Origin of the sequence: Pseudomonas sp. H11T01 (assembly GCF_048515765.1) — a bacterium.
In the GTDB taxonomy this organism is placed as follows: domain Bacteria; phylum Pseudomonadota; class Gammaproteobacteria; order Pseudomonadales; family Pseudomonadaceae; genus Aquipseudomonas.
The window spans coordinates 179,612-205,277 of sequence record NZ_JBLYED010000001.1 but is presented as its reverse complement, the minus strand read 5'-3'; the positions used below and the strand labels follow the sequence as shown (position 1 = coordinate 205,277).

The 25,666-nt window shown below is 59.2% G+C and carries 25 protein-coding genes; 13 read left to right on the top strand and 12 right to left on the bottom strand.

Translation table 11 applies throughout. The features are described from left to right. Window positions 1-8: 8 nt before the first annotated feature. The 4 genes from ACN1C3_RS01000 to rsd all read left to right on the top strand — a co-directional run bounded on the left by ACN1C3_RS01000 (window position 9) and on the right by rsd (window position 3,807). The gene (locus ACN1C3_RS01000) at window positions 9-1,148 is read left to right on the top strand and encodes a uroporphyrinogen-III C-methyltransferase (RefSeq protein ID WP_419113920.1); all 1,140 of its coding nucleotides are present in this window, start codon (window positions 9-11) and stop codon (window positions 1,146-1,148) included. Next, window positions 1,145-2,383, top strand: a complete 1,239-nt coding sequence (locus ACN1C3_RS00995; RefSeq protein ID WP_419113919.1) for a heme biosynthesis protein HemY — start codon at window positions 1,145-1,147, stop codon at window positions 2,381-2,383. Before ACN1C3_RS01000 ends, ACN1C3_RS00995 begins: the two co-directional genes overlap by 4 nt. A 237-nt stretch (window positions 2,384-2,620) precedes the next feature. After that, complete coding sequence (locus ACN1C3_RS00990; RefSeq protein WP_419113918.1) at window positions 2,621-3,139, top strand: disulfide bond formation protein B; 519 nt, start codon at window positions 2,621-2,623, stop codon at window positions 3,137-3,139. Between the two features lie 209 nt (window positions 3,140-3,348). Continuing rightward, window positions 3,349-3,807, top strand: a complete 459-nt coding sequence (rsd, locus tag ACN1C3_RS00985; RefSeq protein ID WP_419113917.1) for a sigma D regulator — start codon at window positions 3,349-3,351, stop codon at window positions 3,805-3,807. Between the two features lie 72 nt (window positions 3,808-3,879). On the opposite strand, the gene ACN1C3_RS00980 is transcribed toward rsd, so the two are convergent. Further along, window positions 3,880-4,545: an FKBP-type peptidyl-prolyl cis-trans isomerase gene (locus tag ACN1C3_RS00980; protein WP_419113916.1), complete on the bottom strand. Its 666-nt coding sequence runs from the start codon at window positions 4,543-4,545 to the stop codon at window positions 3,880-3,882. 192 nt (window positions 4,546-4,737) lie between these two features. Between ACN1C3_RS00980 and ACN1C3_RS00975 the strand changes: the two genes are divergently transcribed. Further along, window positions 4,738-5,835, top strand: coding sequence for an AlgP family protein (locus tag ACN1C3_RS00975; protein WP_419113915.1), 1,098 nt, complete (start codon window positions 4,738-4,740; stop codon window positions 5,833-5,835). Here ACN1C3_RS00975 and ACN1C3_RS00970 read toward each other — a convergent pair. Continuing rightward, window positions 5,832-6,296, bottom strand: coding sequence for a TIGR02444 family protein (locus ACN1C3_RS00970; RefSeq protein WP_419113914.1), 465 nt, complete (start codon window positions 6,294-6,296; stop codon window positions 5,832-5,834). The two genes, ACN1C3_RS00975 and ACN1C3_RS00970, sit on opposite strands and share 4 nt — an antisense overlap. Window positions 6,297-6,346: 50 nt before the next feature. Here ACN1C3_RS00970 and abc-f point away from each other — a divergent pair, with 50 nt between their 5' ends. From abc-f to ACN1C3_RS00955, 3 genes are all read left to right on the top strand, one after another. Next, on the top strand, window positions 6,347-8,257 hold the full coding sequence (abc-f, locus tag ACN1C3_RS00965) for a ribosomal protection-like ABC-F family protein (RefSeq protein ID WP_419113913.1): 1,911 nt from the start codon (window positions 6,347-6,349) through the stop codon (window positions 8,255-8,257). Further along, complete coding sequence (locus ACN1C3_RS00960) at window positions 8,257-8,853, top strand: mechanosensitive ion channel domain-containing protein (protein WP_419113912.1); 597 nt, start codon at window positions 8,257-8,259, stop codon at window positions 8,851-8,853. Before abc-f ends, ACN1C3_RS00960 begins: the two co-directional genes overlap by 1 nt. Before the next feature lie 99 nt (window positions 8,854-8,952). Further along, window positions 8,953-9,585 (top strand): LysE family transporter, encoded by a 633-nt coding sequence (locus tag ACN1C3_RS00955; protein WP_419113911.1) that lies wholly within the window; start codon window positions 8,953-8,955, stop codon window positions 9,583-9,585. Window positions 9,586-9,640: 55 nt separating this feature from the next. On the opposite strand, the gene ACN1C3_RS00950 is transcribed toward ACN1C3_RS00955, so the two are convergent. Genes ACN1C3_RS00950 through ACN1C3_RS00935 form a run of 4 tightly spaced genes read right to left on the bottom strand, consistent with a single transcriptional unit; the run spans window position 9,641 to window position 12,801 of the window. Further along, window positions 9,641-10,384: a penicillin-binding protein activator LpoB gene (locus ACN1C3_RS00950; protein ID WP_419113910.1), complete on the bottom strand. Its 744-nt coding sequence runs from the start codon at window positions 10,382-10,384 to the stop codon at window positions 9,641-9,643. A gap of 3 nt (window positions 10,385-10,387) precedes the next feature. Continuing rightward, complete coding sequence (gene lpoB, locus ACN1C3_RS00945) at window positions 10,388-10,975, bottom strand: penicillin-binding protein activator LpoB (RefSeq protein ID WP_419113909.1); 588 nt, start codon at window positions 10,973-10,975, stop codon at window positions 10,388-10,390. A 39-nt stretch (window positions 10,976-11,014) separates the two neighbouring features. Continuing rightward, window positions 11,015-11,386, bottom strand: coding sequence for a DUF1425 domain-containing protein (locus tag ACN1C3_RS00940; RefSeq protein WP_419113908.1), 372 nt, complete (start codon window positions 11,384-11,386; stop codon window positions 11,015-11,017). Window positions 11,387-11,400: 14 nt separating this feature from the next. Beyond that, complete coding sequence (locus ACN1C3_RS00935) at window positions 11,401-12,801, bottom strand: COG3014 family protein (protein WP_419113907.1); 1,401 nt, start codon at window positions 12,799-12,801, stop codon at window positions 11,401-11,403. 334 nt (window positions 12,802-13,135) lie between these two features. Here ACN1C3_RS00935 and ACN1C3_RS00930 point away from each other — a divergent pair, with 334 nt between their 5' ends. Then, entirely contained in the window at window positions 13,136-15,034 is a 1,899-nt protein-coding gene (locus tag ACN1C3_RS00930) for an FTR1 family protein (protein ID WP_419113906.1), read from the top strand. 118 nt (window positions 15,035-15,152) lie between these two features. Continuing rightward, window positions 15,153-15,608, top strand: coding sequence for a YaiI/YqxD family protein (locus ACN1C3_RS00925; RefSeq protein WP_419113905.1), 456 nt, complete (start codon window positions 15,153-15,155; stop codon window positions 15,606-15,608). Window positions 15,609-15,783: 175 nt separating this feature from the next. Here the strand turns inward: ACN1C3_RS00925 and elbB are convergent, their stop codons facing one another. Continuing rightward, the gene (elbB, locus tag ACN1C3_RS00920) at window positions 15,784-16,452 is read right to left on the bottom strand and encodes an isoprenoid biosynthesis glyoxalase ElbB (RefSeq protein WP_419113904.1); all 669 of its coding nucleotides are present in this window, start codon (window positions 16,450-16,452) and stop codon (window positions 15,784-15,786) included. 114 nt (window positions 16,453-16,566) lie between these two features. Between elbB and ACN1C3_RS00915 the strand changes: the two genes are divergently transcribed. After that, entirely contained in the window at window positions 16,567-17,802 is a 1,236-nt protein-coding gene (locus ACN1C3_RS00915; protein ID WP_419113903.1) for a sterol desaturase family protein, read from the top strand. On the opposite strand, the gene ACN1C3_RS00910 is transcribed toward ACN1C3_RS00915, so the two are convergent. Continuing rightward, complete coding sequence (locus ACN1C3_RS00910) at window positions 17,783-18,415, bottom strand: DedA family protein (RefSeq protein WP_419113902.1); 633 nt, start codon at window positions 18,413-18,415, stop codon at window positions 17,783-17,785. The genes ACN1C3_RS00915 and ACN1C3_RS00910 overlap by 20 nt on opposite strands. Window positions 18,416-18,622: 207 nt before the next feature. Here ACN1C3_RS00910 and hemB point away from each other — a divergent pair, with 207 nt between their 5' ends. Next, on the top strand, window positions 18,623-19,636 hold the full coding sequence (gene hemB, locus ACN1C3_RS00905) for a porphobilinogen synthase (protein WP_419113901.1): 1,014 nt from the start codon (window positions 18,623-18,625) through the stop codon (window positions 19,634-19,636). A gap of 18 nt (window positions 19,637-19,654) precedes the next feature. Then, a complete protein-coding gene (ppk1, locus tag ACN1C3_RS00900) occupies window positions 19,655-21,874 on the top strand; it encodes a polyphosphate kinase 1 (RefSeq protein ID WP_419113900.1) in 2,220 nt (739 codons plus the stop codon). Here the strand turns inward: ppk1 and ppx are convergent. The 4 genes from ppx to ACN1C3_RS00880 form a co-directional block, all read right to left on the bottom strand. Continuing rightward, window positions 21,861-23,363, bottom strand: coding sequence for an exopolyphosphatase (ppx, locus tag ACN1C3_RS00895; RefSeq protein ID WP_419113899.1), 1,503 nt, complete (start codon window positions 23,361-23,363; stop codon window positions 21,861-21,863). The genes ppk1 and ppx overlap by 14 nt on opposite strands. A 249-nt stretch (window positions 23,364-23,612) precedes the next feature. Then, entirely contained in the window at window positions 23,613-24,347 is a 735-nt protein-coding gene (locus ACN1C3_RS00890; RefSeq protein WP_419113898.1) for an amino acid ABC transporter ATP-binding protein, read from the bottom strand. Further along, window positions 24,334-24,984: an amino acid ABC transporter permease gene (locus ACN1C3_RS00885; RefSeq protein WP_419113897.1), complete on the bottom strand. Its 651-nt coding sequence runs from the start codon at window positions 24,982-24,984 to the stop codon at window positions 24,334-24,336. Before ACN1C3_RS00885 ends, ACN1C3_RS00890 begins: the two co-directional genes overlap by 14 nt. Beyond that, window positions 24,981-25,649: an amino acid ABC transporter permease gene (locus ACN1C3_RS00880; protein WP_419113896.1), complete on the bottom strand. Its 669-nt coding sequence runs from the start codon at window positions 25,647-25,649 to the stop codon at window positions 24,981-24,983. The genes ACN1C3_RS00885 and ACN1C3_RS00880 overlap by 4 nt, the downstream gene beginning before the upstream one ends. Window positions 25,650-25,666: the final 17 nt, after the last annotated feature.

Here is a 25,666-nt window from a genome sequence, read left to right as displayed (position 1 = left end):
ATGGATACGTGAGCGAAACAACCTTGCCTAAAGATGAAGTCCAGCCAGTGCTCGACGAGCCGATTGAGCCTGCAACCATTGCCCCGCAACGCCGAGGCAATGGCTTGGTGATTCTGGCCTTGTTGTTGGGGGCTGCGGGTATCGCAGCTGGCGGTTGGGGGATTTGGCAGGTTCGCAGCCTGCAAGCTAATACCCAGCAGCAGCTCGGACAGTTGCAGGCGCTTGGCGATCAGGCTCAAACCCTCAAGCTCAGCGAGCAGCGTCTGACGGCTCAGCTGGAGCAATTGCCCGCTGCTGAGGAGCTGGAAAGTCGGCGACGTCTGTTGGCGCAACTGCAAGGCGATCAGCAGCGCCTGGGTCAGCGACTTGAATCCGTTTTGGGTGCCAGCCGCAAGGACTGGCGTCTGGCCGAAGCCGAGCACTTGCTGCGTCTGGCCAGCCTGCGCCTGTCGGCATTGCAAGACATCAGCAGTGCCCGGGCGTTGGTGCAAGGTGCCGACGAGATCCTTCGCGAACAGAATGATCCCGCCTCCTTTGCTGCCCGTGAGCAGTTGGCAAAGAGCCTTGCCGCGCTTCGCAGTACTGAACAGCCGGACCGTACCGGGCTGTTCCTGCAACTGGGGGCCTTGCGTGATCAAGTGATCGAACTCAGTGCGTTGGCACCTGAGTATCAGGATCGTGGCGAGTCGCTGCTGGGTCTGACTGCCGATGGTGATGGTGCCAGTCGCTGGTCGCAGTGGTGGGCTGAAATCTCGCGATATATCCGCATCGACTTCAACGCCGACAAAAACATTCGACCGCTGCTGGCGGGCCAAGGCCTGACTCAGGTGCGGCTGGCGCTCAGCCTGGCGCTCGAGCAGGCGCAATGGGCTGCGCTGAACGGCCAGGCACCGGTTTACACCCAGGCGTTGGCCGAGGCCCGTGATGTTCTCAAAAACAACTTCAACCAGGACAACCCGCAAAGCAAAGTGATGTTCGAGCGTGTCGTTGAGCTGAGCAAGCAGCCGGTTACGGTCATTACCCCTGATCTGACGACGACCTTGAGCACGGTCCAGGCCTACCTGGAGCGTCGAAATGTGAGTGCCGAGGAATCGGTGAAAACTCCCGCCAAGCCTGCGGCGAACACTGCGCAGGAGACCAGCCCATGAAACGCTTCTATGTGATTCTGTTTGTGGTCATCGCTGCTGCGGCGTTGCTGGGGCTGGCGATCGCCGAGCACGCAGGCTATGTCCTGATCGCGTACAAGAACTTTCGCTATGAGTCGAGCCTGTGGGCGACCCTCGCTCTGTTGGCGGTCATCTGGCTGGTGGCTTGGGGGGTGAAGGTGCTGATCGAGCTGCTGACGACGTCCGGTGGAGTGGTCAATCCATGGTCGCGACGCAACCGCAGTCGCCGTGTGCAAATAGCGATCGAGCACGGCCAGATGGACCTCGCTGAGGGCCGTTGGGCGAGCGCTCAACGGCATTTGCACCGCGCTGCCGAAGCCGAACGTCAACCGTTGCTGTACTACCTCGGTGCTGCGCGAGCGGCGAACGAGCAGGGCCTTTATGACGAAAGCGACAGCCTGCTTGAGCGAGCCCTTGAGCGCCAGCCTCAGGCCGAGTTGGCGATTGCTTTGAGTCACGCACAGCTGCAGACCGACCGCAATGATACGGACGGCGCGCTCGTTACACTGCAAGCCATGCATGAGCGCCATCCGCATAGCATTCAAGTCCTGCGTCAGTTGCAGCGTCTGCATCAGCAGAGGGGCGATTGGTCGGCGGTAATCCGTCTGTTGCCGGAGCTGCGTAAAGACAAGGCTCTGCCACCCAGCGAGCTGGCTGAACTGGAGCGCAGAGCCTGGGGTGAAAATCTCACCTTGGCCGCTCGGCGGGAAGAAGATGGGACGGTCGGTTTGCAGTCGCTCAATCGTGCGTGGGAGCAACTCACTTCCGCTCAGCGCCAGGAGCCGCAACTGGTGCTTGCCTATGCCGAACAGCTGCGCCAATTGGACGCGGAAGTCGAGGCCGAGGAGATTCTGCGTGCTGCCCTCAAACGCAAATATGACAGCCATCTTGCCCGACTTTACGGGTTGCTGCGAGGCAGTGACCCTGCGCGGCAATTGCAAGTCGCCGAGGGTTGGTTGAAAGATCACCCTCAGGATCCAAGCCTGCTGCTGACCCTTGGTCGTCTGTGTCTGCAGAGCAGTCTGTGGGGCAAGGCGCGTGATTATCTGGAGAGCAGCTTGCGTGTGCAGCGTAATCCAGAGGCCTGTGCCGAGCTCGCACGGTTGCTGGCTCAATTGGGTGATACCGAGCGCAGCAATCAGCTCTTTCAGGAAGGACTGGTTCTTTTGGACGAACGCTTGCTGGCGTCACCTCTGCCGGTACCGGCTCACGTGTAAAGCACGCCACGGATGGCTGGCTCTCCCGCCAAGGTGGGGTCAGCCGTTCCGAAATGGCAGATTATTCTGCGCATGACTGTCCACAATGGCAGCGTCTTACAGGGGACTACACCTGATCCCCTCTTTTCTGTCGGGAATTCCTTACAGTCTGGAGGAAGTGTCCTCTACGGTCCGCCTTGAAAGGGTTGAGCGCTTTCCTCTACCGTAACGACCTGTCTCTTCTGTTACGGATAAGCCATGCTTTTGGCCCGCTCACGCTCCTTATTCTTTATGGCGTTCATCGCAGGTGCTCTGGCCTTGGCCGCTTCGCTCTACCTGGAATATGCCGCCGGGCTCGAACCTTGCTCGCTGTGTATCGTGCAGCGGTTCTTTCTGATCGTGTTCACGGCCATTTGCCTGATGGCAGTCGTGCATGGGCCCAAACGTTCGGGTTGTTACGTGTATTGGTTATTGAGCGTGCTCAGTTGTCTGGGCGGAATGGTCACCGCATGGCGCCATGTGTTGCGCCAGAGTGCACCACCGGAACAGTGGTCGACGTGTTCGCCCAGCCTCGAGTACATGCTTGGGAACATGTCTTGGCTATGTGCGTTGAAGAAAACCTTCCAGGGGGCGGCAGATTGCGCAGACGTTTCATGGACGCTGTTCGATATGAGTATCCCCGAATGGAGCCTGTTGTTCTTTGCCGGGATGTTGATCCTGGGCATTTTTCAGCTTCTGAACTTCCTGCGCTCCACATACGGGATGGCCGCCAGGTGACGGTCGTCGCTCTGAGATAAGGTTCAGGATTAAACGCTTGTATGAACTTTATCTCCTGCGTACCTTGAAGCAGTTGTCGTGCGGGCATAATCTGGCCCGCACGTGTTATTGGAATTATGTTGTTCAGTGGCGTTCTGCTTGGCCGAATCTTGATCATTCAAGTCTTGCGGCGGGTGTAGAACGGCACGACCCATAAGGGAAGAGAGACCATGCTCGAAAGTTGTCAGAATGCTCAGGAACGCTGGGGTGGAGTGCATCTGCTGATTGACCGTTGGTTGCAGGAGCGTCACGAACTGGTGCGGGCCTATGATGCTCTCGGCGCCGAGCCAGAAGCTCTGGGCGAGAACCGAAAACCGTTGCGCGAATTCTGCGGAATTCTGGTCGATTACGTTTCTGCCGGGCATTTCGAGATTTACGAACAGCTGACCGGTGAAGCCAAAGCGTTTGGTGACAAGCGTGGACTGGAGTTGGCCGAAACGATTTACCCGCGCATCGATGTGATCACCGAGAAGCTGTTGGCGTTCAACGATCTCTGTGACGCTGGAAAGTGCGTTGCGGAAAAATTCAAAGAGTTGGGCGGGCTGTTGCATGAGCGCTTCGAACTGGAAGATTGCCTGATCGAAGTGCTGCACACGGCTCACAAAGAAGAGGCTCCAGCCCAGGCCTGAGTATTCGCTTTCGCGAAAAAGATCATCGAAACGGTGCGCTATGCGCGCCGTTTTTCGTTGGTGCGCTATCGCTCAGCCAGTGGCGCCGAGCAATTCAATTTCGAAAACCAGCGGTGTGAAGGGCGCAATCAGGTCGCCTGCTCCGTCGGCACCGTATGCCTGGGCTGATGGAATGACCAAGCGCCACTTCGCGCCGGTGGGCATTTGCTGCAATGCGCTGCGCCATCCGTTGATCACACTGTCTAGGCGAAACCACTGCGGCTGATTGTTCTGATCGAACACCGTACCGTCGGGCAGGCGACCGATATAGCGAACCTGGACGCTGCCGTTGGGTCCCGCCTTTGGACCGTTGCCAGGTGTCAACTCGGTCAACAGAATTCCATCCGCCAATTCGCGAACGCCTGGCTTGGCTTTTTCAGCTGTAAGAAAACGACGCTCCGTTTCGAGGGCAACTTCGCTTTGAGGTCGAGTCGATTTCTCTGTGACCTCAGCTTCGTGCTTGGCAAGGATCTGTTGAATCCGCTCGTCTTTGAGTGCCAACGGCTTGCCTTGGTAGGCCTGTTGCAACCCGTCCACCAATGCTTGAATTTCAAGATCGGGAACCTCTTGACGCAGGCGTTCGCCGAGGCTCGCGCCTAGACTGTAAGCGAGATCGTGAGCGTCATTTTCCTTGGTTTTTTCTGCGGCCTGGACCACGGAAAAAAACACGCACAACGATAAAAAAAGGTAACGCGACATGGACACTCTCCGGCCTGAGATGCGAGGGATTATGCCAGCGTGAGCGCGCTGACGGCGGAGCAACTTTCAAGGGCGTGAAGAACATTTTCAATTCGCTGCAACGTAGCGCATTCGATACGGTCAACATGCCCTAGCGGCGGTAGCAGCAGAGGTCTAGTATGAGCCGCAGACACTTCAGCCAGGAGGTAAACCATGTCGGCCAATAAGAAGCCTGTAAATACTCCGTTGCACTTACTCCAACAGCTCTCGGGCAGCCTGCTCGAACATTTGGAAAACGCTTGTTCCCAAGCCTTGGCTGATGCTGAAAAACTGCTCGCCAAGCTGGAAAAGCAACGTGGAAAAGCTCAGGAAAAACTGCACAACTCTCGTACCAAACTGCAGGATGCCGCGTCGGCCGGTAAGGCCAAGGCACAAGCTAAAGCCAAGGACGCAGTGAAGGAACTTGAAGACCTGCTTGATGCGCTCAAGGATCGTCAATCCGAAACCCGTGCCTACATTCTTCAACTCAAGCGTGATGCCCAGGAAAGCCTGAAACTGGCCCAAGGCGTTGGTCGTGTGAAAGAAGCAGTCGCTAAGGCGCTGACCCTTCGCTCCGCCAAACCTGCCGCTGCCCCGGCGAAGAAGCCAGCGACCAAACCGGTGGCAGCTAAAGCACCGGCCAAGGCACCTGTAAAAGCTGCAACCAAACCTGCCGCCAAGGCGCCAGCTACAGCTGCGAGCAAACCCGCTGCAAAACCTGCGGTGAAAAAACCGGTCGCTGCCAGCGCTGCCAAACCAGCGGCTAAATCGACTGCTGCGAAACCTGCCGCTGCCAAACCGGTAGCTACAAAAACTGCTGCCGCCAAACCCGCTGCCGCGAAAGCGACCGCTGCAAAACCAGCAGCCAAAACGGCTGCGGCGAAACCTGCGGCTGCCAAGCCTGCAGCAAAACCGGCTGCTGCTAAAACCGCCGCTGCCAAACCGGCTGCCAAACCGGCCGCAGCCAAACCAGCTGCTGCAAAAGCGCCTGCTAAAGCGGCGGTAAAACCAGCTGCTAAACCCGCTGCAGCGAAACCTGCATCCGCAGCCAAACCAGCTGCTGCAAAAGCAGCCGCCAAACCTGCTGCAAAACCGGCAGTGAAAAAGCCGGTCGCCGCCGCTAAACCGGCAACGGCTCCAGCTGTGGCCAAGCCAGCGACTCCAGCACCCGCTCCTGTCGCATCGTCAGCCCCAACTGCGAGCACTCCAGCAGCCACTCCTGCGGCAGCGCAAGCAGCCTCCGCAAGTACCACCCCAACCAGCGCTTCTTAAGCCACGGTTACCGCGACGCGCAGTTTATTCAGCGCGTCGCGGTTCAGGTTGGCGGCTTGCGCCGCCAATCCTTCCAGCCAGGCTGGTAAATCCTTCGCTTCATACTCTGACCAATCTCGCGCCGTCGTCTCCAGACGCAACAACAGTTGCCGCTCCGCTTCGAGCTCCAGCGCTTTGACTTGTTCGCGCAAAATATTCAATTCCACATCCTGAAGGGCCGGCGCTCGCCATTGCGTACGCAATTGCCGGAGTGGTTGCACGACATCGTCATGCCAAGGTCCGGCCAGCTGATGCAGTTGCTGCAAGCGTTGTGCATTGCACATCACACCACGCTGACCAAGCCAGACCGCGCACAGCAGCAGGCAGACATTGGCACCCGCCGCTTGCAATTCCAGGCATGCGCCTTCGACGCCGGGCAGGGCGTAGGTGGTGAGGGTGGAGCTCCACAGGTCAGAGGACATATTCCTACTCGCGCCAGTTGCGAGCGAAGCTGGTAGACTCCGCCGCCATTATGATTCGACTTCAAAGCCTAACATTACAGCGTGGTCCGCAACGTCTTCTAGAAGACGCCGAGCTGACCCTGCACGCCGGCCATAAAGCCGGCCTGATCGGTGCCAATGGCGCCGGTAAATCCAGCCTGTTCGCGTTGCTTCAGGGTGAACTGACCCCTGATTCAGGCGACTGCTTCCTGCCGGCGGACTGGCGTATCGCCCATATGCGCCAGGAGGTCGATACCCTTGAACGGGTGGCGGTCGACTACGTGCTCGATGGCGACCTGCGCTTGCGACAGGTGCAGCGAGAGCTGGCGGACGCCGAGGCGGCCCATGACGGTGCCGCTCAGGCGCGCCTGCATGCTGAACTGGACAGCGCCGACGGTTACACCGCAGACGCCCGGGCGCGCAAGCTGCTCGCAGGTCTGGGGTTCACCAACGAGCAGATGGATCGCCAGGTCGGTGATTTCTCCGGTGGCTGGCGGATGCGCCTGAACCTGGCGCAGGCACTGATGTGTCCGTCGGACCTGCTGCTGCTCGACGAACCGACCAACCACTTGGACCTCGACGCCATTCTGTGGCTCGAAGACTGGCTCAAAAGCTACCCCGGCACGTTGCTGCTGATTTCCCACGACCGGGATTTTCTCGATGCCGTGGTCGACCATGTGGCCCACGTCGATCAGCGCAAGATCACCCTCTATCGCGGTGGTTACAGCGCTTTCGAACGTGCCCGTGCCGAACGTCTGGCTCAGCAGCAGCAAGCCTACGAGAAGCAGCAGGCGCAGCGTGCGCACATGGAAAGCTACATCGCGCGATTCAAGGCCCAGGCCACCAAGGCCCGTCAGGCCCAGAGCCGGATCAAGGCCCTGGAGCGCATGGAAGAATTGTCCGCCGCCCACGTTGATTCACCCTTCGATTTCGTTTTCCGCGAGTCGGTGAAAATCTCCAGCCCGTTGCTCGATCTTTCCGACGCCCGTTTGGGTTATGGCGAGAAGACCGTACTGGAAAAGGTCAAACTGCAGCTGACCCCCGGCGCCCGGATCGGCCTGCTCGGCCCGAACGGCGCGGGCAAGTCGACACTGATCAAAAACCTTTCGGGTGAACTGGAACCTTTGGCCGGTCGTTTGGTGCGTGGCGAGAACCTGGTGGTGGGCTATTTTGCCCAACATCAGCTGGACTCGCTCGACTCCAAGGCCAGCCCGCTGCTGCATATGCAGCGGCTGGCGCCGACCGAGCGTGAGCAGACCCTGCGCGACTTTCTCGGCGGTTTCGACTTCCGTGGTGCGCGCATCGATGAGCCGGTGCTGAATTTCTCCGGCGGCGAGAAGGCCCGTCTGGCGCTGGCGTTGATCGCCTGGGGCCGGCCTAACCTGTTGCTGCTCGACGAACCGACCAACCACCTCGACCTGGAAATGCGCCTGGCACTGACCATGGCCTTGCAGGAGTTCAGTGGTGCGGTATTGGTGGTCTCCCACGATCGGCATTTGCTGAAAAGCACCACCGATGAGTTCCTGTTGGTTGCCGACGGCAAGGTTCAGGAGTTCGACGGCGACCTGGAAGACTACGCTCGCTGGCTGGTTGACTATCGTCTGCGCAATGCGCCGGTCAACAACTCGCCGGTCAATGCAGACAAAACCGACAAGAAAGCCCAGCGCCAGGCCGCCGCCGCGTTGCGTCAGCAGTTGGCACCGCACAAACGTGAAGCTGACAAGCTCGAAGCCGAGCTGGGCAAGCTCCACGAGAAGCTCGCCAAGATAGAAGCCAGCCTGGGCGATAGTGCGGTCTACGAGGCCTCGCGCAAGGACGAGCTGCGCGATCTGCTGGCTGAACAGGCCAAGCTGAAGGTTCGCGAAGCCGAGCTGGAAGAGACCTGGATGGAAGCACTGGAACTGTTGGAAAGCATGCAGGCGGAGCTGGAGGCGCTGTCCTGATGGACGCGCTCAAGCTGCCGTTGTCTGCTGTGTGGATCGAGCCGCTGTTGCTCGTCGGGCAAATTCTGCTGATCCTGCTGGCCGGCTATCTAGCCCAGCGTTTCGTTGCCAAATGCTTGACTCGTCTGGGCCAGCGTTATCCGTTACCACCGCAATTGCTGATGCCGCTGCGCGGAGGTTTGCGCTGGCTGATCATGGGTAGCGCGCTGATCTTTGTGCTAGAGCGCCTGGGCGTCTCGGCGACGGTGCTCTGGACGGCATTGTCGGGGTTTGTCGCGGTGGCTGCGGTGGCGTTCTTCGCCATGTGGAGTGTGCTTTCCAACCTGCTCTGCGCGATTTTGATCTTCACCGTCGGGCCGTTTCGCCTGGGCGATGTGGTCGAACTGGTGGACACCACCGACAAGCCAGGCGTCAAAGGCCGGGTAGTGGCGATCAATCTGCTTTACACCACGCTGATCGAAGCCGAAGAGCTCGGTACCGGCAGCGCTATGGTGCAAGTCCCCAACAGTCTGTTCTTCCAGCGCTCCGTGCGCCGCTGGCGCGGCAGTGATGTGTTTGCGTTGAGTGCCAGCGAAAAGCTGCCGGGTAGCCGATAACGCTGGTCGGCAGAGCGCCCGCTCCACAAAAAATCGGTAGTCATTCGCCAGAAGGCGCATTAGCTTAGACACCTATAACGAGTCTGAGTGAGGTGTGCGATGGTGCTTGAAACATGGCTGGCGTTTTTTGCCGCCTGCTGGGTGATCAGTCTGTCTCCCGGTGCCGGCGCCATTGCGTCGATGTCCTGCGGTTTGCAATACGGCTTCTGGCGCGGCTACTGGAACGCCTTGGGCCTGCAACTAGGCCTGGCGATGCAGATTGCGATTGTCGCGGCCGGTGTTGGCGCAATCCTCGCGGCTTCGGCTACAGCGTTCTACGCGATCAAATGGTTTGGTGTGGTCTATTTGGTCTATCTGGCGGTCAAGCAATGGCGCGCCTTGCCGAGCGATATGAGTGATGACGCGGCGATTCGGCCGATCGGCAAACCGCTGGCGTTGGTATTCCGTGGTTTTCTGGTGAACGTCAGCAACCCCAAGGCGCTGGTGTTCATGCTCGCGGTGTTGCCGCAGTTCATCGACCCGCACGCGCCGCTGGTGGCGCAGTACCTGATCCTCGGTGTGACCATGATCATTGTCGATTTGATCGTGATGGCCGGTTACACCGGTCTTGCTTCAAAGGTGCTGCGCTTGTTGCGCACACCCAAGCAGCAGCGCCGCATGAACCGCACCTTCGCCGGTTTGTTTATCGGCGCAGCCGGGTTGCTGGCGACCATTCGCCGCGCAGCGGTGTAAAAGCTTCGCCCACCAAAAAGGCGACCTCAAGAGGTCGCCTTTTTCGCTTAAGGGCTTAGCGCAGAATGACTGGCGCCGTATCCCGTGGCAGGTTGTTGCGCAGCGCAGCTGGCCCCGGGTGCTCATCACCGGTGCCGCCGAGTTGTTCGCTCAACTGACGGGCCACATCTTCGCCCAGCGACCTGGACACTTCGCGAACCACCCGAGGGCGGTTCAGTGAGACTTTGACGTCCTGACTGTTCACCAGTTTGGTGTCTTGCCCATCACCGATGGCGGTAAACGCCGAGGTGATTTCGAAGGTCCGGGTGTTGATAAGACTAAAGTCGGCGACCAGGCTCAGACCGAGAATCGCCGAATAGCTGTCGGTATTAGCCAACGCGGTGATGTCGCGGGTGAAGTCGATATCCGACAGGGTGCCGAACAACACGTAGTCGGCGCCCTTGTAATTGCCGGCCTTGATCCGCTTGATGACATCAAAGACGTCTTCCTTGGACTTGGCGGTATAGGGCGTGCCTTGCACCAGTTGGAACATCCCGGACTTGAGAATCTCGCCCTTGATGTCGCCGCTGAATTTGTGCAACTCGCCTTGCTCGATGTAGCTGCTGCTGGACTCGATCTCGTTATAGCTCGATGAGCCGCTGGCGTGATAGATGCCCGCCTGGTAGTTGCTTTGCGCCGAAACGATGTGGATGTACTCCTCCACACGCTCCTGATACGCGAGGTCGGTGACCGCGATTCTCGGGGCCGCCTGAGCGCCAAACGCGCAGGCCAGGCCTATGATGCCAATCCATGCACGCATTGCTTAACGCTCCGTGGTTTTGCGGATCTCTTTCTCGTCCATCCACTCGGCCAGACCGCTTTCGACGTCGATCAATTGCAGGCTGAATTTGTAGAAGACGTCTTTGTAATCGCTGCTGCGCTTGACGATCGAGCTGATCGAACCTTCAAGACGGTATTTGGCGGCGATCATGTTGCCGGTCTTGGCCACGGTGCCTTTCTTGTACAGACCGCTCTGGTTTTGCAGCTTGAGCTGGTCAACCTGGCTCTGCATGGCGGTGTTGTCGCTGGCGAAGCGGGCGGTGCCGGACTTCATCAGCTGAGTCTTGATGCTGGTGGTGATTTCGCGAGTATCGATGTACTCGCTGGTCTTGTTCTTCACGTCGTAAACCTGCACCACCGGACGACCCTGCAGGATCCCGGACTGGGCCAGGGAGCGGGTCATGGTTTCAGCGATCATCTGCAGGTCGGTGGAGCCGAACTCGTTGGTCACCAGTTCCACAGCCTTGCTGTCGCCGTAAGCGATGTTTTTACCGCCCAGAACTGGCGAATTGTTAGCGCAGCCGCTGGCCAGAAGGGCAACCACGGCGAGGAGTGAAAAGCGTGCAAACATGGGAGTACTCTCTAGAACTGAACGAAACGGGTGGATGACTTAAGGTGTTTTGATTTCCAGACGGAAATCCACGGCGCTTGCCAAAGGGGCAATGGCCGGCAGGAAACTGGTTTGCGTGCCGTACAGGGTCAGGCTTTTCCAGGTTTCTTCTTCACCGACCGGGAAGCCCTCCGGGCCCAGCCAGGCAAAGCGGTAGTACAGGGTCTTGTTGTTGAAGCTGGTGTTGCTCAGCTGAACGTTGACGGTCAGGAAACCGTTTTCGCGAGCGACACGCATGGCACCGACCACGATGTTGTTCAGTTTGCCCATGCTCACGACTTTGCTCGCCGCGCTGCCGGGCTCCGCAGGCGGTGGGGTGGCGCAACCGGCCAAGAGGGCCAGTGCGACGACGGCAATGATGTTGAAGCGCATGAAAGAGTCTCTGCTTAAGGTTGTTGAAGGCTGGCCACGGCCTGCGAATGGGCTCTTGGCGGCGTCACATGGACGGCGATGCCACTGGTGAACACTTGATTGCCTACCACGCGCAGGGTGATGACTTGAAAGCGTTGATCGACCTTGACCATCACCTGAGAGCCGCCCAAGGCATTGGGCAAACTCACCTGGTGCTCGCCTTGCTTGAGGCGCAGGCGTACGACTTGAGTCGCGTCAGGCAGGGTGCGCCAGGTACGGGTGTCAGCACCTTCCATCACGGTTGACGTGATGCCCAAGGCCAGACCAGCCAGCGGGTTGACATCGTTCAACTGCTTTTGCGCAACGCCGCGGGTAATGGCACGCACGGTGGTGCGCAGAATGATCCCCGGCATGTCATCACGCAGGGCACGGCGGGACATGGCGGTGGTGCTGTTGAGTTGGGTCAGGTTCTGTTGCTGACCGTCCACGCCGATCTGGGTGAAGGTTGCGGTCGCGTTGTCCGGCTTAATCACCGGGAACGACAGCGGCGTGATCACCAGATTGCCGCTGATCGGCAGTGGCAGCGGAATGCGGATGGAATCGCGGGCAGGGGCCAGGCCGCTTTGCACGACGATCAGAATGTCGCTTTCTTCGGTCTTGCCAGTCGGCTTGTCGAGATTCAGCAGCGCTTGTTCAAGCAACGGGGTGTTGGGGCGCAATTCTGCGGCTTTGCGGTACCCCGGCGCGGCGAGGTCTTTTTCACCCAGCGCTTCATAGACGAAACCGGCCAGGTAATGGCTGAAAGCACTCTGGTAGCTGTTCTTCAGATTGACGACGTCAGGAGCATCAAGGCTCTCCACCGGATAACCCTTGAGGTCTTTGTACTCGGTCTTGACCCCTTGCTTCTCGGCTTCGTCTTCGCGCTTGAGGTATTCCTTGTCGCGTAGCTCGGCGATGACCGCCTCACGTTCGTGGGTCTTCTTGATTTCGGTGCGGGCGCCATCGAAGTCGTTGACGGCCAGCAGATTCAGCGCCATCTGGGTGGTCAGCATGACTTTTTCGTAGTCATAACCTTCGTAGCGACGGACCTTATCGTTGACCAGAAAGCTGCCGAACTGGGACAGGTACTTGTCGGTATCGAACTTGACCGAATCTTCCCAGGCGCCCACTACCTTATCGGCGCTTTTCCACGCAGTTTGGCTACCGACCAAATCGCCTTTGGCGCGCAACAGTTCACCTTTCTCGAAGTAATAGAGCAGGTCTTTGTCTTCACGGCGGTTGTTTTTCTCCAGTAGGGTCAGCGCGGCATCGACGTTGCCGGCGCTCAACTGCTGGTTGGTTTCCTGAAGCTCGGAGTCGTAACTGCGAAATGCCGAACAACCGGCAAGCAAAGTGACTGCGCTGAGCGCGAGCGAGGTGAGGGCGCGGGATGCCATGTGGAATACTTCTTCCCTGAGCGTAAGTAGCCGAGCGTGCTGGTCGGGCTGGATGAACCAATCGGTGGGGGAAGAGAGCTGCCCTGCCAATTCCTCATTAATCGAGGAGCTTAAATGCCATTTAGGAATAACAAGGGCGCGGCATTATAGGCTTCGAAGATGGCAATGTAATGGCTTTTTAATTCCATTATTTCTAGAAGTGCCACTATTTGAGTGTCTGAAAGGGGGGGGCTCTCAGCGTTCCGTCGATAGACATAAAAGGACGAGAAAGCTTGAGTGAAACTCATTCGAAGTGAACAATGTGTTACTTCTTATTTCCAATTGAGACTCATTCATGACTGCCTCGTCCCGTTTTCTGGCCTGGCTGGTGCTCCCGGTGTTTGCGCTTTGCAGTTTCAATCTGCTGGCCGACACCGTGGAAGGCGCGCCCCAGGCCCTGCATTTGCTCGACTACATTGGCGCGGATTACCCGGCCACAGTCGAGGGGGGCAAGGTCATTGAAGAGCCCGAGTATCGCAAGCAGCTTGAGTTGTTGAGTGCTCTGAAAGGGCTGATCACTGCGTTGCCGGCCAAACCAGAACGGGTCGAGCTGGAACAGGGCGTCATCAGTCTGCGCAGCGCGGTCACTCAGCGTCAGGACGGCGCAGGCGTTGCCCGTCAGGCGCGGCAATTGGGTGCCAGACTGGCGGTGGCCTATGAGGTCAGCCAGGCACCGATCATCACACCGGACCCGACTCGCGGAGCGCCGCTGTATGCCCAGCATTGCTCGGTGTGCCATGGCGACACCGGTGCTGGCGACGGTCCGGCAGGCGTGGGTCTGATGCCACCACCGACCGATCTGCGTGATGCCGCACGCCAGGATCGCTTGAGCCTCTATGCGATCTACAACACCCTCGGTCTGGGTATTGAAGGGACGGACATGCCGTCTTTCGCCGATCAACTGGACGACCGCCAGCGCTGGGATCTGGCGACCTACATTGCCAGCTTCAGCGTTGACCCGGCTGTGGTGAAAAGCGAGAAGCGCTTCAACCTCGCGGATCTGGCCCGTCAGACCCCGGGAGAGGTGCTGGCCGCCGAAGGCCCTGAGGCTGCGGCGACTTTCCGTGCCCAGCGTGCTCAGCCGCCGCAGGTCAAACGTGGCCCGGCGCAGTTGCTCGACTACACTGCAGCGACCCTGGACAAGAGCCTCGCAGCCTACCGCGCTGGCGATCACGAACAGGCCTATGACTTGTCGGTAGCAGCGTATCTGGAAGGTTTCGAGCTGGTCGAGAGCTCCCTGGACAACGTCGACACCAACGTGCGCAAAGACACTGAAAAATCCCTGATGGCTTATCGTCAGTCGTTGCAGGACGGCTTGCCGGTGGCTCAGGCCGAGCAGCGCATGGACACGGCGAAAGCCAAGTTGAAGCAGTCAGCCGGCCTGTTGGGCGGCAATGGTTTGAGCTGGTCCTTGAGCTACATCTCTGGTCTGCTGATCCTGCTGCGCGAAGGACTGGAAGCGATTCTGGTGCTGGCTGCGGTTCTGGCGTTCCTGCGTAACACTGGCCAGCAATCGGCGGTGCGCAGCGTCAACATCGGTTGGGGGTTGGCGCTGGTGGCCGGTCTGGCGACCTGGGCGGTGGCGGCTTACCTGATCGATGTGAGCGGTGCCCAGCGTGAATTGCTCGAAGGTGCGACGGCGTTGTTCGCCAGCGTCATGGTGCTCTGGCTCGGCGTATGGATGCACGACCGCCGCCACGCAGCAGCCTGGCAGGATTACATCAAGAGCAGTCTGGTCAGTGGCGGTGGGCGGTTCGGCTTTGCGATGCTGGCGTTCTTCTCGGTTTATCGCGAGCTGTTCGAAGTGATCCTGTTCTACGAAACCCTTTGGCTGCAGGCAGGCCAAGCTGGACACAACGCCGTGCTGGCGGGCGGTGCGACGGCGTTTGTGCTGTTGATCGGTCTGGCCTGGGTGATTCTACGCGGCTCGGCGAAGTTGCCGCTGGCGCTGTTCTTCGGGATCAATGCCGGTCTGCTGTGCGCGCTATCGGTGGTGTTTGCCGGGCATGGCGTCAAGGCCTTGCAGGAGGCCGGAGTTTTCGGCACCCGGCCGGTTCCGTTCTTTGACTTCGACTGGCTGGGGATCCACGCTGATGCGTATTCGCTGAGTGCTCAGGCCGTGGCGATTCTGGCGATCATCGTGCTTTACAGTCGTAGTCGCATGTCGGAGAAGCGGCGGGTGCCGGCTTCTTAAAGCATTCGCTGCGCTCATTTCGCGGGCAAGCCACGCTCCCACAAGGACGATGCAATACTTGTGGGAAGGGCCGGGCGACGTTCGCTTGCCCGCGAAGCTTTTAGAGGGACAACACAACATGCGTGTCTGGATCGATGCCGACGCCTGCCCCAAGGCGGCGAAGGATCAAGTAATCAAGTTTGCCTTGAAGCGCCAGTTCGAAGTGGTGCTGGTGGCGGGGCAGAGCCAGATCAAACCGAGCTATGCCTGCGTAAAGCTGATCGTGGTGCCCAGCGGCCCGGATGCGGCCGATGATTATCTGGTCGAACACGCCGTGCCTGGCGAACTGGTCATTTGCAGCGATGTGCCGCTGGCTGATCGTTTGATCAAAAAGGGCGTCGCTGCTCTCGATCCGCGTGGCAAGGAATTCGACCCGCAGAACATGGGCGATCGACTTGCGGTACGCAACTTGTTTACGGACCTGCGCGATCAGGGCCAGATGGGCGGCGGCCCACCACCCCATGGCGAACGCGAGAAGCAGGCGTTCGCCAATGCTCTGGACCGGATCCTGACGCGGTTGATGCGAAAAGCTTGAGTCAGGCACACCCCTGTGGCGAGGGAGCTTGCTCCCGCTCGGCTGCGCAGCAGTCGTAAATCGGCTGACGAGTTCTTACAGGCAAACCGCGGCGGCCTGTTTTAGGGCCGCTCCGCGCCCCAGCAGGAGCAAGCTCCCTCGCCACAACAAGCCCGACACCACATAGCCGTGCTGTTTAAACATCATTCTCGTGAGTCAGCTCCAGCACCCGGTCAACCAGTTTGTTAATCCCCGAAGCCGCTTCGCTGATGGACTGTGCGAGCATGTAAGCCGGGGTGCTGACCAGTTTGCGTGCCTTGTCTTCGATGATTTCGCTAACGGTGCACTCTTCATGGGTGGCGCCCATCTTCGTCATTGCAGCGGCTGTATCGGCATCGTTGCCGATGGTGCACGTCACACCTGGGCCATAGATCTTGGCGGCCAAGGCTGGCGAGATGCAGATCAGGCCGACCGGTTTGCCGGCTTCGGCAAAGGCTTCAGCCAAGGCCAGTACTTCTGCCTGGACGCTGCAGCCGACGCCTGCGATGGCGAAGTTGGAGAGGTTTTTTGCCGCGCCGAATCCGCCGGGCACGATCAACGCATCGAAGTCTTCGGCATTGGCTTCGCGAATATCCTTTACCTGACCACGGGCAATGCGCGCTGATTCGATCAGCACGTTGCGCGACTCGGGCATGACGTCGCCGGTCAGGTGGTTGATCACATGCAATTGGGCGATATTGGGTGCGAAGCACTGCACCTGCGCACCGCGCTGATCCAGGCGCAGCAGCGTAATCACGCTTTCTTGGATCTCGGCGCCGTCATAGACGCCACAGCCGGAAAGAATCAATGCAACTTTTTTGCTCATGGGTTTTTCTCCAGATTCATGGCGTTAAATGTCCACTAATTTGTCACTCGTTGCCATAGGGTTATTTCGCGGCTACACCTAATCTTCGGCTAACGATTCCGGTCAGGTCGCGTCATGAACTTCATCCTTTATGCAGTGCCGTTCTTCTTTGTGCTGATAGCCGTCGAGCTGTTGGCTGACCGCTGGCGTGGGGTGAGTAATTATCGCGTGGCGGACGCGATCAACAGCCTTAGTACCGGCGTGCTGTCGACCACGACGGGTCTTTTGACCAAAGGCGTCGGGCTAATCACCTACGCCTTTGCCTTGAAGCATCTGGCCGTGACCGAGCTGTCGGCCGAAAGCGTCTGGGTTTGGGTGTTTGCCTTCGTCTTCTATGACTTCTGCTACTACTGGCTGCACCGCTTGGGCCATGAGCGCAATATCCTCTGGGCGGCGCATTCGGTGCACCACCAAAGCGAGGACTACAACCTGTCCACGGCGCTGCGCCAGACCAGTACCGGATTTCTGCTGAGCTGGATTTTCTACTTGCCGCTGGCGGTGCTCGGCGTGCCGCTGCTGGTGTTCGTCAGCGTTGCGGCGCTCAATCTGCTCTATCAATTCTGGGTACATACCCGGCACATACCCAAGCTTGGTTGGTTCGAGTGGTTTTTCGTCACGCCGTCCAACCATCGTGCCCACCATGCGCAGAATGCTCTCTACATGGATCGCAACTACGGTGGGGTGTTCATTATTTGGGACCGCTTGTTTGGTTCATTCCAGGAAGAGGACGACAACGAGCCGGTGATTTTCGGCGTGACCACGCCGTTGGCGAGCTGGAATCCGTTGTGGGCCAATCTGCAGTTTTACGCGCAGCTGCTGAGCGATGCGCGGCGCACCGAAAGCAGGTGGGACAAGCTGCGGATCTGGTTCATGCGTACCGGCTGGCGGCCGGCGGATGTGACCGCGAAGTATCCGATGGCCAAGCCGGACTTGAGCCAGTTCCGCAAGTTCGAGGTGCCGCTGGACGGGCGACAGCAGCTGTATGTCGCGCTGCAGTTCACGGTATATATCGCGCTAGGCAGCTACCTGATGAACCTGGCCGACAGTTTGCCGACTGCCGCACTGGCCTTGGGCTGGAGCGCTGTGGCGTTCGGTCTGTTTGTGCTGGGCGTAGCCCTGGAGAATCGCCCGTGGGCGTTCAAGCTGGAGTTGTTGCGTCTGGCACTGAACGTGCCGTTGGTGTGGCTGGCACCGATCCTGGGGCTGTGGCCGGCCAGCGCAGTGGGCTGGGTCGGCCTGCTCAGTTACAGCCTGCTCAGTGGCATCGGCCTCTACTGCTGTAGAAACCGACTCACTCGACTGGCGTCGTAGGCTTGTTGGTTTCGGCGTGTTCGGCCTTTTTGATCAGTTCATCTTCGTAGATTTTTTTGGCGAGGCGGGCATTCTTGAAGCGCCGACGCAGCCATAGGACGAAGCCGAGCAGCAACAGCCCGCCCAGTACCCACAGCTCGTATTTCTTGACGCTGCCCAGCATGCCTTCAAGCACCGCGCCAAAATGGTAGGCAGCAGCAGCCAGGGCGGCGGCCCAGACAGCGGCGCCAATCCCGTTGAGCAGCAGATAACGTCCCGGCGGATAACCGGACAGGCCAATCGCCACCGGCATCACTGTGCGAAGGCCATAAACGAAGCGAAAGCTCAGCACCCAGATGTCCGGATGCTTGCGGATATGTTCCAGCGCCCGATCGCCCATCATTTGCCAGCGCGGTTTGCGCGCCAGCAATTTGCGGCCGTGCTTGCGCCCCAGGAAGTACCACAGCTGATCACCGGCATAGCTACCGAAGAAGGCCACGACCACCACCAGGTTGATATCCATGTATCCGCGGAACGCAAGGAAGCCTGCGAGAACCAGAATGGTTTCGCCTTCGAAGAACGTGCCGAGAAAAAGGGCGAAGTAGCCGAAATCCTGAAGAAATTGTTGGAGCATTGTCTGGATGCTGGCGAAATGAACGCGCAGCCTAACCCTTCAGACACATTCAGGAAAGTATCGAAATGTGTCTCGACGTGAACATTTCCTACAAGGACAATGGGTGCGACTACCGGTCATGGGGGTAAGCACGACTGTCATGACTTGGTCATAATGGTCGCTTATAACTGTCACGCTCGCCTGCCTGCGCGGGCTCAGGAGTCTGCCGTGAGCTTCACCCCTGCCAACCGTTTGTTTCCTGCTACCCGTCTGCGTCGCAACCGTCGTGATGATTTCTCGCGTCGTCTGGTTCGTGAAAACGTCCTGACCGTCGACGATCTTATCCTCCCGGTTTTTGTGCTGGACGGCGAAAACCGTCGCGAGTCGGTGGCTTCGATGCCAGGGGTCGAACGCCTGACCATCGATTTGCTGCTCGAAGAAGTTGCCAAGTGGGTCGAGCTGGGAATTCCTGCGTTGGCACTGTTTCCGGTGACGCCGCCCGAGCTCAAATCCCTCGACGCCGCCGAAGCCTGGAACCCGGACGGCATCGCCCAGCGTGCGACCCGCGCGCTGCGTGCACGCTTCCCTGAGTTGGGTGTGATCACCGACGTGGCGCTGGACCCGTTCACCACCCACGGGCAGGACGGTATCCTCGATGAAGAAGGCTATGTGCAGAACGACATCACCGTCGATGCGCTGGTCAAACAAGCCCTGTCCCACGCTGCCGCGGGTGCTCAGGTGGTCGCGCCATCGGACATGATGGACGGTCGGATCCAGGCGATCCGCGAAGCCCTTGAACTGACCGATCACGTCAATGTGCGGATCATGGCCTATTCGGCGAAGTACGCCAGTGCCTATTACGGCCCGTTCCGCGATGCCGTCGGTTCCGCGCTGAACCTGGGCAAGGCCAACAAGGCCTCCTATCAAATGGACCCTGCCAACAGCAACGAAGCCCTGCATGAAGTGGCCGCTGACTTGTCGGAAGGCGCAGATATGGTCATGGTCAAACCCGGCATGCCGTACCTGGACATCCTTTATCGGGTCAAAGAAGAATTTAAAGTGCCGACCTTTGTCTATCAGGTCAGCGGTGAATACGCCATGCACATGGCGGCGATCCAGAATGGCTGGTTGAGTGAAGGGGTTATTCTTGAGTCCCTGACCGCTTTCAAACGTGCAGGTGCTGATGGCATCCTGACGTACTTTGCCGTTCGTGCTGCTCAATTGTTACGAGAGCAAAAATAGCCCTCCCAGGAACACGCGATGAATACCGAAGGACTCACTGAAGTTGCAGTAAAGGATGCTCAACCTGTGGTCGAGCAAGTCGTCGAAACCCCACCGGAGCTGGAAACCCCGCCGCCGGCAGCGGTCGAGCCGCAGCCCGCGGCACCGGCGATTGCGCTTCCCGGTCTGGATGACAGCAGCCTGTACATCCATCGCGAGCTGTCGCAACTGCAGTTCAACATCCGCGTGCTGGAACAGGCGCTGGATGAGTCTTATCCATTACTGGAACGGCTGAAATTTCTGCTGATCTTCTCCAGTAACCTGGACGAGTTCTTCGAGATTCGTGTTGCCGGCCTGAAGAAGCAGATCACCTTCGCCCGTGAACAGGCCGGTGCCGATGGTCTGCAACCGCATCAGGCGCTGGCACGCATCAGCGAACTGGTACACGGTCACGTCGACCGCCAGTACGCGATCCTCAACGACATTCTGTTGCCGGAACTGGAGAAACATCAGGTCCGCTTCATCCGTCGGCGCCACTGGAACACCAAGATCAAAACCTGGGTACGCCGCTATTTCCGAGACGAGATCGCGCCGATCATCACCCCGATCGGCCTCGACCCGACGCACCCGTTCCCGTTGCTGGTAAACAAAAGCCTGAACTTCATCGTCGAGCTCGAAGGTATTGACGCCTTTGGTCGCGATTCCGGTCTGGCGATCATCCCGGCGCCGCGTCTGCTGCCGCGGGTCATCAAGTTGCCGGAAGAGGTTGGCGGCACGGGCGACAACTATGTGTTCCTGTCGTCGATGATCCATGCGCACGCCGATGACCTGTTCCAGGGCATGAAGGTCAAGGGCTGCTACCAGTTCCGCTTGACTCGAAACGCCGACCTGTCTGTCGATACCGAAGATGTAGAAGACCTGGCGCGCGCCCTGCGCGGCGAGCTGTTCTCCCGTCGCTATGGCGATGCGGTGCGTCTGGAAGTGGCCGACACTTGCCCAAAACAGCTGTCCGACTACCTGCTCAAGCAGTTCAACCTGCAAGAGTCCGAGTTGTACCAGGTCAATGGCCCGGTCAACCTGACGCGCCTGTTCAGTATCACCGGCCTGGACAGCCAGCGGGAACTGCAATACACGCCGTTCACGCCACAAATCCCCAAGCTGTTGCAGAACAGCGAGAACATTTTCAGCGTGATCAGCAAGCAGGACATCCTGCTGCTACACCCGTTCGAATCCTTTACGCCGGTGGTCGATCTGCTGCGTCAGGCGGCCAAGGATCCCCATGTATTGGCGGTCCGCCAGACGCTGTACCGCAGCGGCGCGAACTCGGAAATCGTTGACGCGTTAGTCGATGCGGCGCGTAACGGCAAAGAGGTCACCGCGGTGATCGAATTGCGTGCGCGTTTCGACGAAGAGTCCAACCTGCAACTGGCTAGCCGTCTGCAAGCGGCCGGTGCGGTGGTGATCTACGGCGTGGTCGGCTTCAAGACCCACGCCAAGATGATGCTGATCCTGCGTCGTGAAGCCGGGGAGATCGTCCGTTACGCCCACTTGGGTACCGGCAACTACCACGCGGCCAACGCCCGTCTGTACACCGACTACAGCCTGCTGACTTCCGATGATGCGCTGTGCGAAGACGTCGGTAAGCTGTTTAGTCAGTTGATCGGCATGGGCAAGACGCTGCGCATGAAAAAACTCCTGCACGCGCCGTTCACCCTGAAGAAAGGCATGCTCGACATGATTGCCCGGGAAACCCAGTTTGCCCTCGACGGCAAACCGGCGCACATCATCGCCAAGTTCAACTCGCTGACCGACCCGAAGATCATCCGCGCGCTGTACAAGGCCAGTCAGTCCGGGGTGCGTATCGATCTGGTGATACGTGGCATGTGCTGCCTGCGGCCGGGTATCGCCGGGGTCTCGCATAACATTCATGTGCGCTCGATCATCGGTCGCTTCCTTGAGCACACGCGGGTGTTCTACTTCCTTAACGGTGGTGAAGAGCAGATGTTCCTGTCCAGCGCCGACTGGATGGAACGCAATCTCGACAAGCGCGTCGAGACGTGTTTCCCGGTCGAGGGCAAGAAGCTGATTATGCGGGTCAAGAAAGAGCTGGAGCTTTATCTCACCGATAACACTCACAGCTGGAGCCTGCAGTCGGACGGCCGTTACATTCGCAACACGCCGACCGGTAACCAGAACCCGCGCAGTGCCCAGGCCACTCTGCTCGAGCGCCTGAGCAATCCGGTGCTTAGCGTACGTTAAGCACGAAGCCGACTCGGGTCAGCCACTCCGCTTCCAGCGCGAAGTCGGCCTGAGTCAGCTGGTTTTCATCCAGCCAGTTCTCCGGGAACAACACATCCAGGCTGTCGCCGTGGGCGAGCAGCGTGACTTGTGGCATCTCTTGGGTGCCGCGGATGTGATGGAACAAAATCGCAAAGCGTAGCAACACGCACAGGCGAATCAGCTTGATGCCTTCATCGCCGAAGTCGGCGAACTTGTCCTTGGGAATATTGCGCCGATGGCCGCGCACCAGTAGGGCCAGCATTTGCTGGTCTTCGCGGGAGAAGCCGGCCAGATCGGAGTGCTCGATCAGGTAGGCGCCGTGCTTGTGGTATTGGTAGTGGGCGATGTCCAGCCCGACTTCATGGACCTTGGCCGCCCAACCCAGCAGTTCGCGCCAGACGCCGTCATCCAGATCCCAATCCGTCGCCACCTGATCGAAGGCATGCAGTGCCTTTCGCTCGACCCGTGCCGCTTGTTCCAGATCGACGTGATAACGGTCCATCAGCGAGCTGAGGGTGCGTTCACGGACGTCTTCGTGGTGATGACGGCCCAGTAGGTCATAGAGCACGCCTTCGCGCAGGGCGCCTTCACAGTGGTCCATGCGTTGCAGTTCGAGGGCATCGAAAATCGCCTCGAGAATCGCCAGGCCTGCTGGAAAAATCGCCCGGCGATCGGGTTTGATGCCCTCGAAGTCAATTTTCTCGACGTCGCCGAGCTTGAAAAGCTTGCGCTTGAGCCAGGCCAGCCCTTCGGCGTTGACCTCGCCGGTACCGTGACCGCCAGCCTTGAGGGCCAGACCGATGGCGCGGATGGTGCCCGAGGAGCCGATGGCTTCATCCCAAGTCAGGCGATGCAGGGCGTGTTCGATGCTCATGATCTCCAGCCGCGCCGCCGTGTAAGCCTGGGCGTAACGGGCCGGAGTGATCTTGCCGTCACGGAAATAGCGCTGGGTATAGCTGACGCAACCCATTTGCAGGCTTTCACGTAGCAGCGGTTCGAAACGCTGGCCGATGATGAACTCGGTACTGCCGCCGCCGATATCGGTCACCAGGCGCTTGCCCGGAGTGTCCGCGAGGGTGTGGGAGACGCCGAGGTAGATCAGGCGCGCTTCTTCACGGCCGGAGATGACTTCTACCGGATGGCCGAGGATTTCTTCGGCGCGGCGGATAAATTCGCCACGGTTACGCGCCTCGCGCAGGGCGTTGGTGCCAACGATCCGCACAGCGCCCGTGGGCATACCGCTGATCAGTTGAGCGAAACGTTTCAGGCAGTCGAGCCCGCGCTGCATGGATTCTTCGGAGAGCTGACGCTCTTCATCGATCCCGGCGGCCAGCTGAACCTTCTCGCCGAGCCGCTCCAGAATGCGAATTTCACCGTTCTGGGCTTTGGCCACGACCATATGGAAGCTGTTGGAGCCCAGGTCGATAGCGGCGATCAGAGAAAGATTAATGGCTTGGGATTGCGGCATGGTTAAAGGGTCTCGGTCGATAACCTTGTCATCCTGCCACGATCAACCGCCGCCGCCAACGCGCAGATATCAAAGCATTGATCCAACGCAGCAATGCCGGTGACCACTGCGCGGTCAATCGCGAGCAAGCTCGCTCCCACAGGGGTTCTATGTCGCCTCTAATCCCGCATACGACGCAGAATCAGTGTGGGAGCAGCCGGTCGACGCTCGATTGCTCGCGATTGCGGTCTCGAAGGCGCTGGCGATCCTTCAGACCGCTGCTTGCGTCCCGATAAAATTCGCCAGTTCCGCCGTCTGCGGATTGGCGAACAAAATCTTCGGATCCCCAACCTCATGCACCTTGCCCTGGTGCATGAACACCAGCTTGTCACCCACCTCACGGGCGAAGCGCATTTCGTGGGTGACCATGATCAGCGTCATGCCATCCTTGGCCAGTTGTCGGACCACGCTGAGCACTTCGTTGACCAGTTCCGGGTCCAGAGCCGAGGTGATCTCGTCGCAGAGCAACACCTTGGGTGACATGGCCAGTGCTCGGGCAATCGCCACGCGCTGTTGCTGACCGCCAGACAGGCGATCTGGAAACGCATCGAATTTTTCTCCGAGGCCGACCCGTTCTAGCATCTGTCGCGCGAGGTCGGCAGCCTTGGCCTTCGGCACTTTCTGCACCACCTGCGGCGCGAGCATCACGTTTTCGCCAACGGTCAGGTGCGGGAACAGGTTGAACTGCTGAAACACCATCCCGACCTTCTGTCGCAAGCTGCGCAAATCGGCGCGAGCGGCGTCCAGGTATTCGCCATCGACCTCAATCACCCCGTCGTTGATCGACTCCAGGCCGTTCAAGGTTCGCAGCAGGGTACTTTTGCCCGAGCCGCTACGGCCGATGATCGCGACGACCTGACCTTCCTCGATACTGAGGTCGATGCCTTTGAGCACATGGTGGTCGCCGTAATATTTATGCAGGGCGGAAATTCTAAGCAGAGGCATGCAGTCTCCTTTCCAGATAGCGCGCACTGAGGGACAAGGGGTAACAGAGCAGGAAGTAACCGAGCGCCACCAGGCCGTAGACCATGAAGGGCTCAAAGGTCGCGTTGGCGAGCATGCCGCCGGTCTTGGTCAGTTCGGTGAAGCCGATGATCGACGTCACCGCAGTGCCTTTGACCACTTGCACCGAAAAGCCCACGGTCGGCGCCACGGTAATACGCAAGGCTTGCGGCAGAATCACGTAGCGCAGTTGTTCAAGCGGTGTCAGCGCCAGGCTCGACGAAGCTTCCCACTGGCCATGGGGAATCGATTCGACGCAGCCGCGCCAGATCTCCGCCAGGTAGGCACTGGTGAACAGCGTCAGGGCAATCGCTGCCGCCAGCCAAGGCGAGATATCCACTCCCAGCAGTGCCACGCCGAAGAACACCAGAAACAGCTGCATCAACAGCGGCGTGCCCTGGAACAGTTCGATGTACGTGCGGGCGAATGCACTGGGGAACGCCTTGTCGGAAATTCGCAGCGTCATGACTAGCAAACCGATCAGTCCGCCGCCGATGAATGCCACCAGTGACAGTGCCAGGGTCCACTGCAGGCCAGTGAGCAGGTTGCGCACGATGTCCAGGAACGTGAAATCGCTCATTGGCTGCTCCTTGCTATATACCGGCGGCCGATCCAGTTCAGCAATTGGCGGATCATCAGGGCCATGCACAGGTAAACCAGCGTGGTTAGGGCGTAGGTTTCGAAGGCGCGGAAGTTGCGCGATTGAATGAAGTTGGCGGCGAAGCTCAGTTCTTCGGTGGCGATCTGCGAACACACCGCCGAGCCGAGCATGACGATGATGATTTGGCTGCTCAGCGCCGGCCAGACCTTGCCCAGCGCCGGTAGTAGCACTACGTGACGAAAGGCCTCGAAACGCGTCATCGCCAGAGCTGCCGATGCTTCAAGCTGGCCGCGCGGGATCGCTTGAATGCCCGCGCGAATGATTTCTGTGGAGTAGGCGCCGAGGTTAATCACCATCGCCAGCACGGCGGCCTGCCATTCGGAAATCTGCACGCCGAGTGACGGCAGACCAAAGAAGATGAAAAACAGCTGCACCAGAAACGGCGTGTTGCGGATCAACTCGACATACACCCCGAATATCGCCGCGAACGGTTTGATCTGCCAGGCCCGAACCACCGCACCAACGATCCCCAGGCTGACCCCAAGCACCGCGCCGATGGCTGTCAGCTCAAGGGTGAACAGCGCTCCGCGCAGCAGCAGCCCGGTGTTTTCCAGTACCGGTAAAAAGTCGAACTGATAAGCCATGGCTAACCTCCGTGACA

Bases quoted from the DNA above. Each gene is read 5' to 3' on its own strand.
- rsd (WP_419113917.1), top strand. From the start codon at position 3,349: ATGCTCGAAAGTTGTCAGAATGCTCAGGAACGCTGGGGTGGAGTGCAT.
- ACN1C3_RS00925 (WP_419113905.1), top strand. From the start codon at position 15,153: ATGCGTGTCTGGATCGATGCCGACGCCTGCCCCAAGGCGGCGAAGGAT.
- ACN1C3_RS00940 (WP_419113908.1), bottom strand. From the start codon at position 11,386: ATGCGCTTCAACATCATTGCCGTCGTCGCACTGGCCCTCTTGGCCGGT.
- ppk1 (WP_419113900.1), top strand. From the start codon at position 19,655: ATGAATACCGAAGGACTCACTGAAGTTGCAGTAAAGGATGCTCAACCT.
- ACN1C3_RS00880 (WP_419113896.1), bottom strand. From the start codon at position 25,649: ATGGCTTATCAGTTCGACTTTTTACCGGTACTGGAAAACACCGGGCTG.
- ppx (WP_419113899.1), bottom strand. From the start codon at position 23,363: ATGCCGCAATCCCAAGCCATTAATCTTTCTCTGATCGCCGCTATCGAC.
- lpoB (WP_419113909.1), bottom strand. From the start codon at position 10,975: ATGTTTGCACGCTTTTCACTCCTCGCCGTGGTTGCCCTTCTGGCCAGC.
- ACN1C3_RS00890 (WP_419113898.1), bottom strand. From the start codon at position 24,347: ATGCCTCTGCTTAGAATTTCCGCCCTGCATAAATATTACGGCGACCAC.
- ACN1C3_RS00975 (WP_419113915.1), top strand. From the start codon at position 4,738: ATGTCGGCCAATAAGAAGCCTGTAAATACTCCGTTGCACTTACTCCAA.
- ACN1C3_RS00935 (WP_419113907.1), bottom strand. From the start codon at position 12,801: ATGGCATCCCGCGCCCTCACCTCGCTCGCGCTCAGCGCAGTCACTTTG.
- ACN1C3_RS00885 (WP_419113897.1), bottom strand. From the start codon at position 24,984: ATGAGCGATTTCACGTTCCTGGACATCGTGCGCAACCTGCTCACTGGC.
- ACN1C3_RS00995 (WP_419113919.1), top strand. From the start codon at position 1,145: ATGAAACGCTTCTATGTGATTCTGTTTGTGGTCATCGCTGCTGCGGCG.
- ACN1C3_RS00915 (WP_419113903.1), top strand. From the start codon at position 16,567: ATGAACTTCATCCTTTATGCAGTGCCGTTCTTCTTTGTGCTGATAGCC.
- ACN1C3_RS00980 (WP_419113916.1), bottom strand. From the start codon at position 4,545: ATGTCGCGTTACCTTTTTTTATCGTTGTGCGTGTTTTTTTCCGTGGTC.
- ACN1C3_RS00930 (WP_419113906.1), top strand. From the start codon at position 13,136: ATGACTGCCTCGTCCCGTTTTCTGGCCTGGCTGGTGCTCCCGGTGTTT.
- abc-f (WP_419113913.1), top strand. From the start codon at position 6,347: ATGATTCGACTTCAAAGCCTAACATTACAGCGTGGTCCGCAACGTCTT.
- ACN1C3_RS00970 (WP_419113914.1), bottom strand. From the start codon at position 6,296: ATGTCCTCTGACCTGTGGAGCTCCACCCTCACCACCTACGCCCTGCCC.
- ACN1C3_RS00955 (WP_419113911.1), top strand. From the start codon at position 8,953: ATGGTGCTTGAAACATGGCTGGCGTTTTTTGCCGCCTGCTGGGTGATC.
- ACN1C3_RS00960 (WP_419113912.1), top strand. From the start codon at position 8,257: ATGGACGCGCTCAAGCTGCCGTTGTCTGCTGTGTGGATCGAGCCGCTG.
- ACN1C3_RS00950 (WP_419113910.1), bottom strand. From the start codon at position 10,384: ATGCGTGCATGGATTGGCATCATAGGCCTGGCCTGCGCGTTTGGCGCT.
- ACN1C3_RS00910 (WP_419113902.1), bottom strand. From the start codon at position 18,415: ATGCTCCAACAATTTCTTCAGGATTTCGGCTACTTCGCCCTTTTTCTC.
- ACN1C3_RS00990 (WP_419113918.1), top strand. From the start codon at position 2,621: ATGCTTTTGGCCCGCTCACGCTCCTTATTCTTTATGGCGTTCATCGCA.
- elbB (WP_419113904.1), bottom strand. From the start codon at position 16,452: ATGAGCAAAAAAGTTGCATTGATTCTTTCCGGCTGTGGCGTCTATGAC.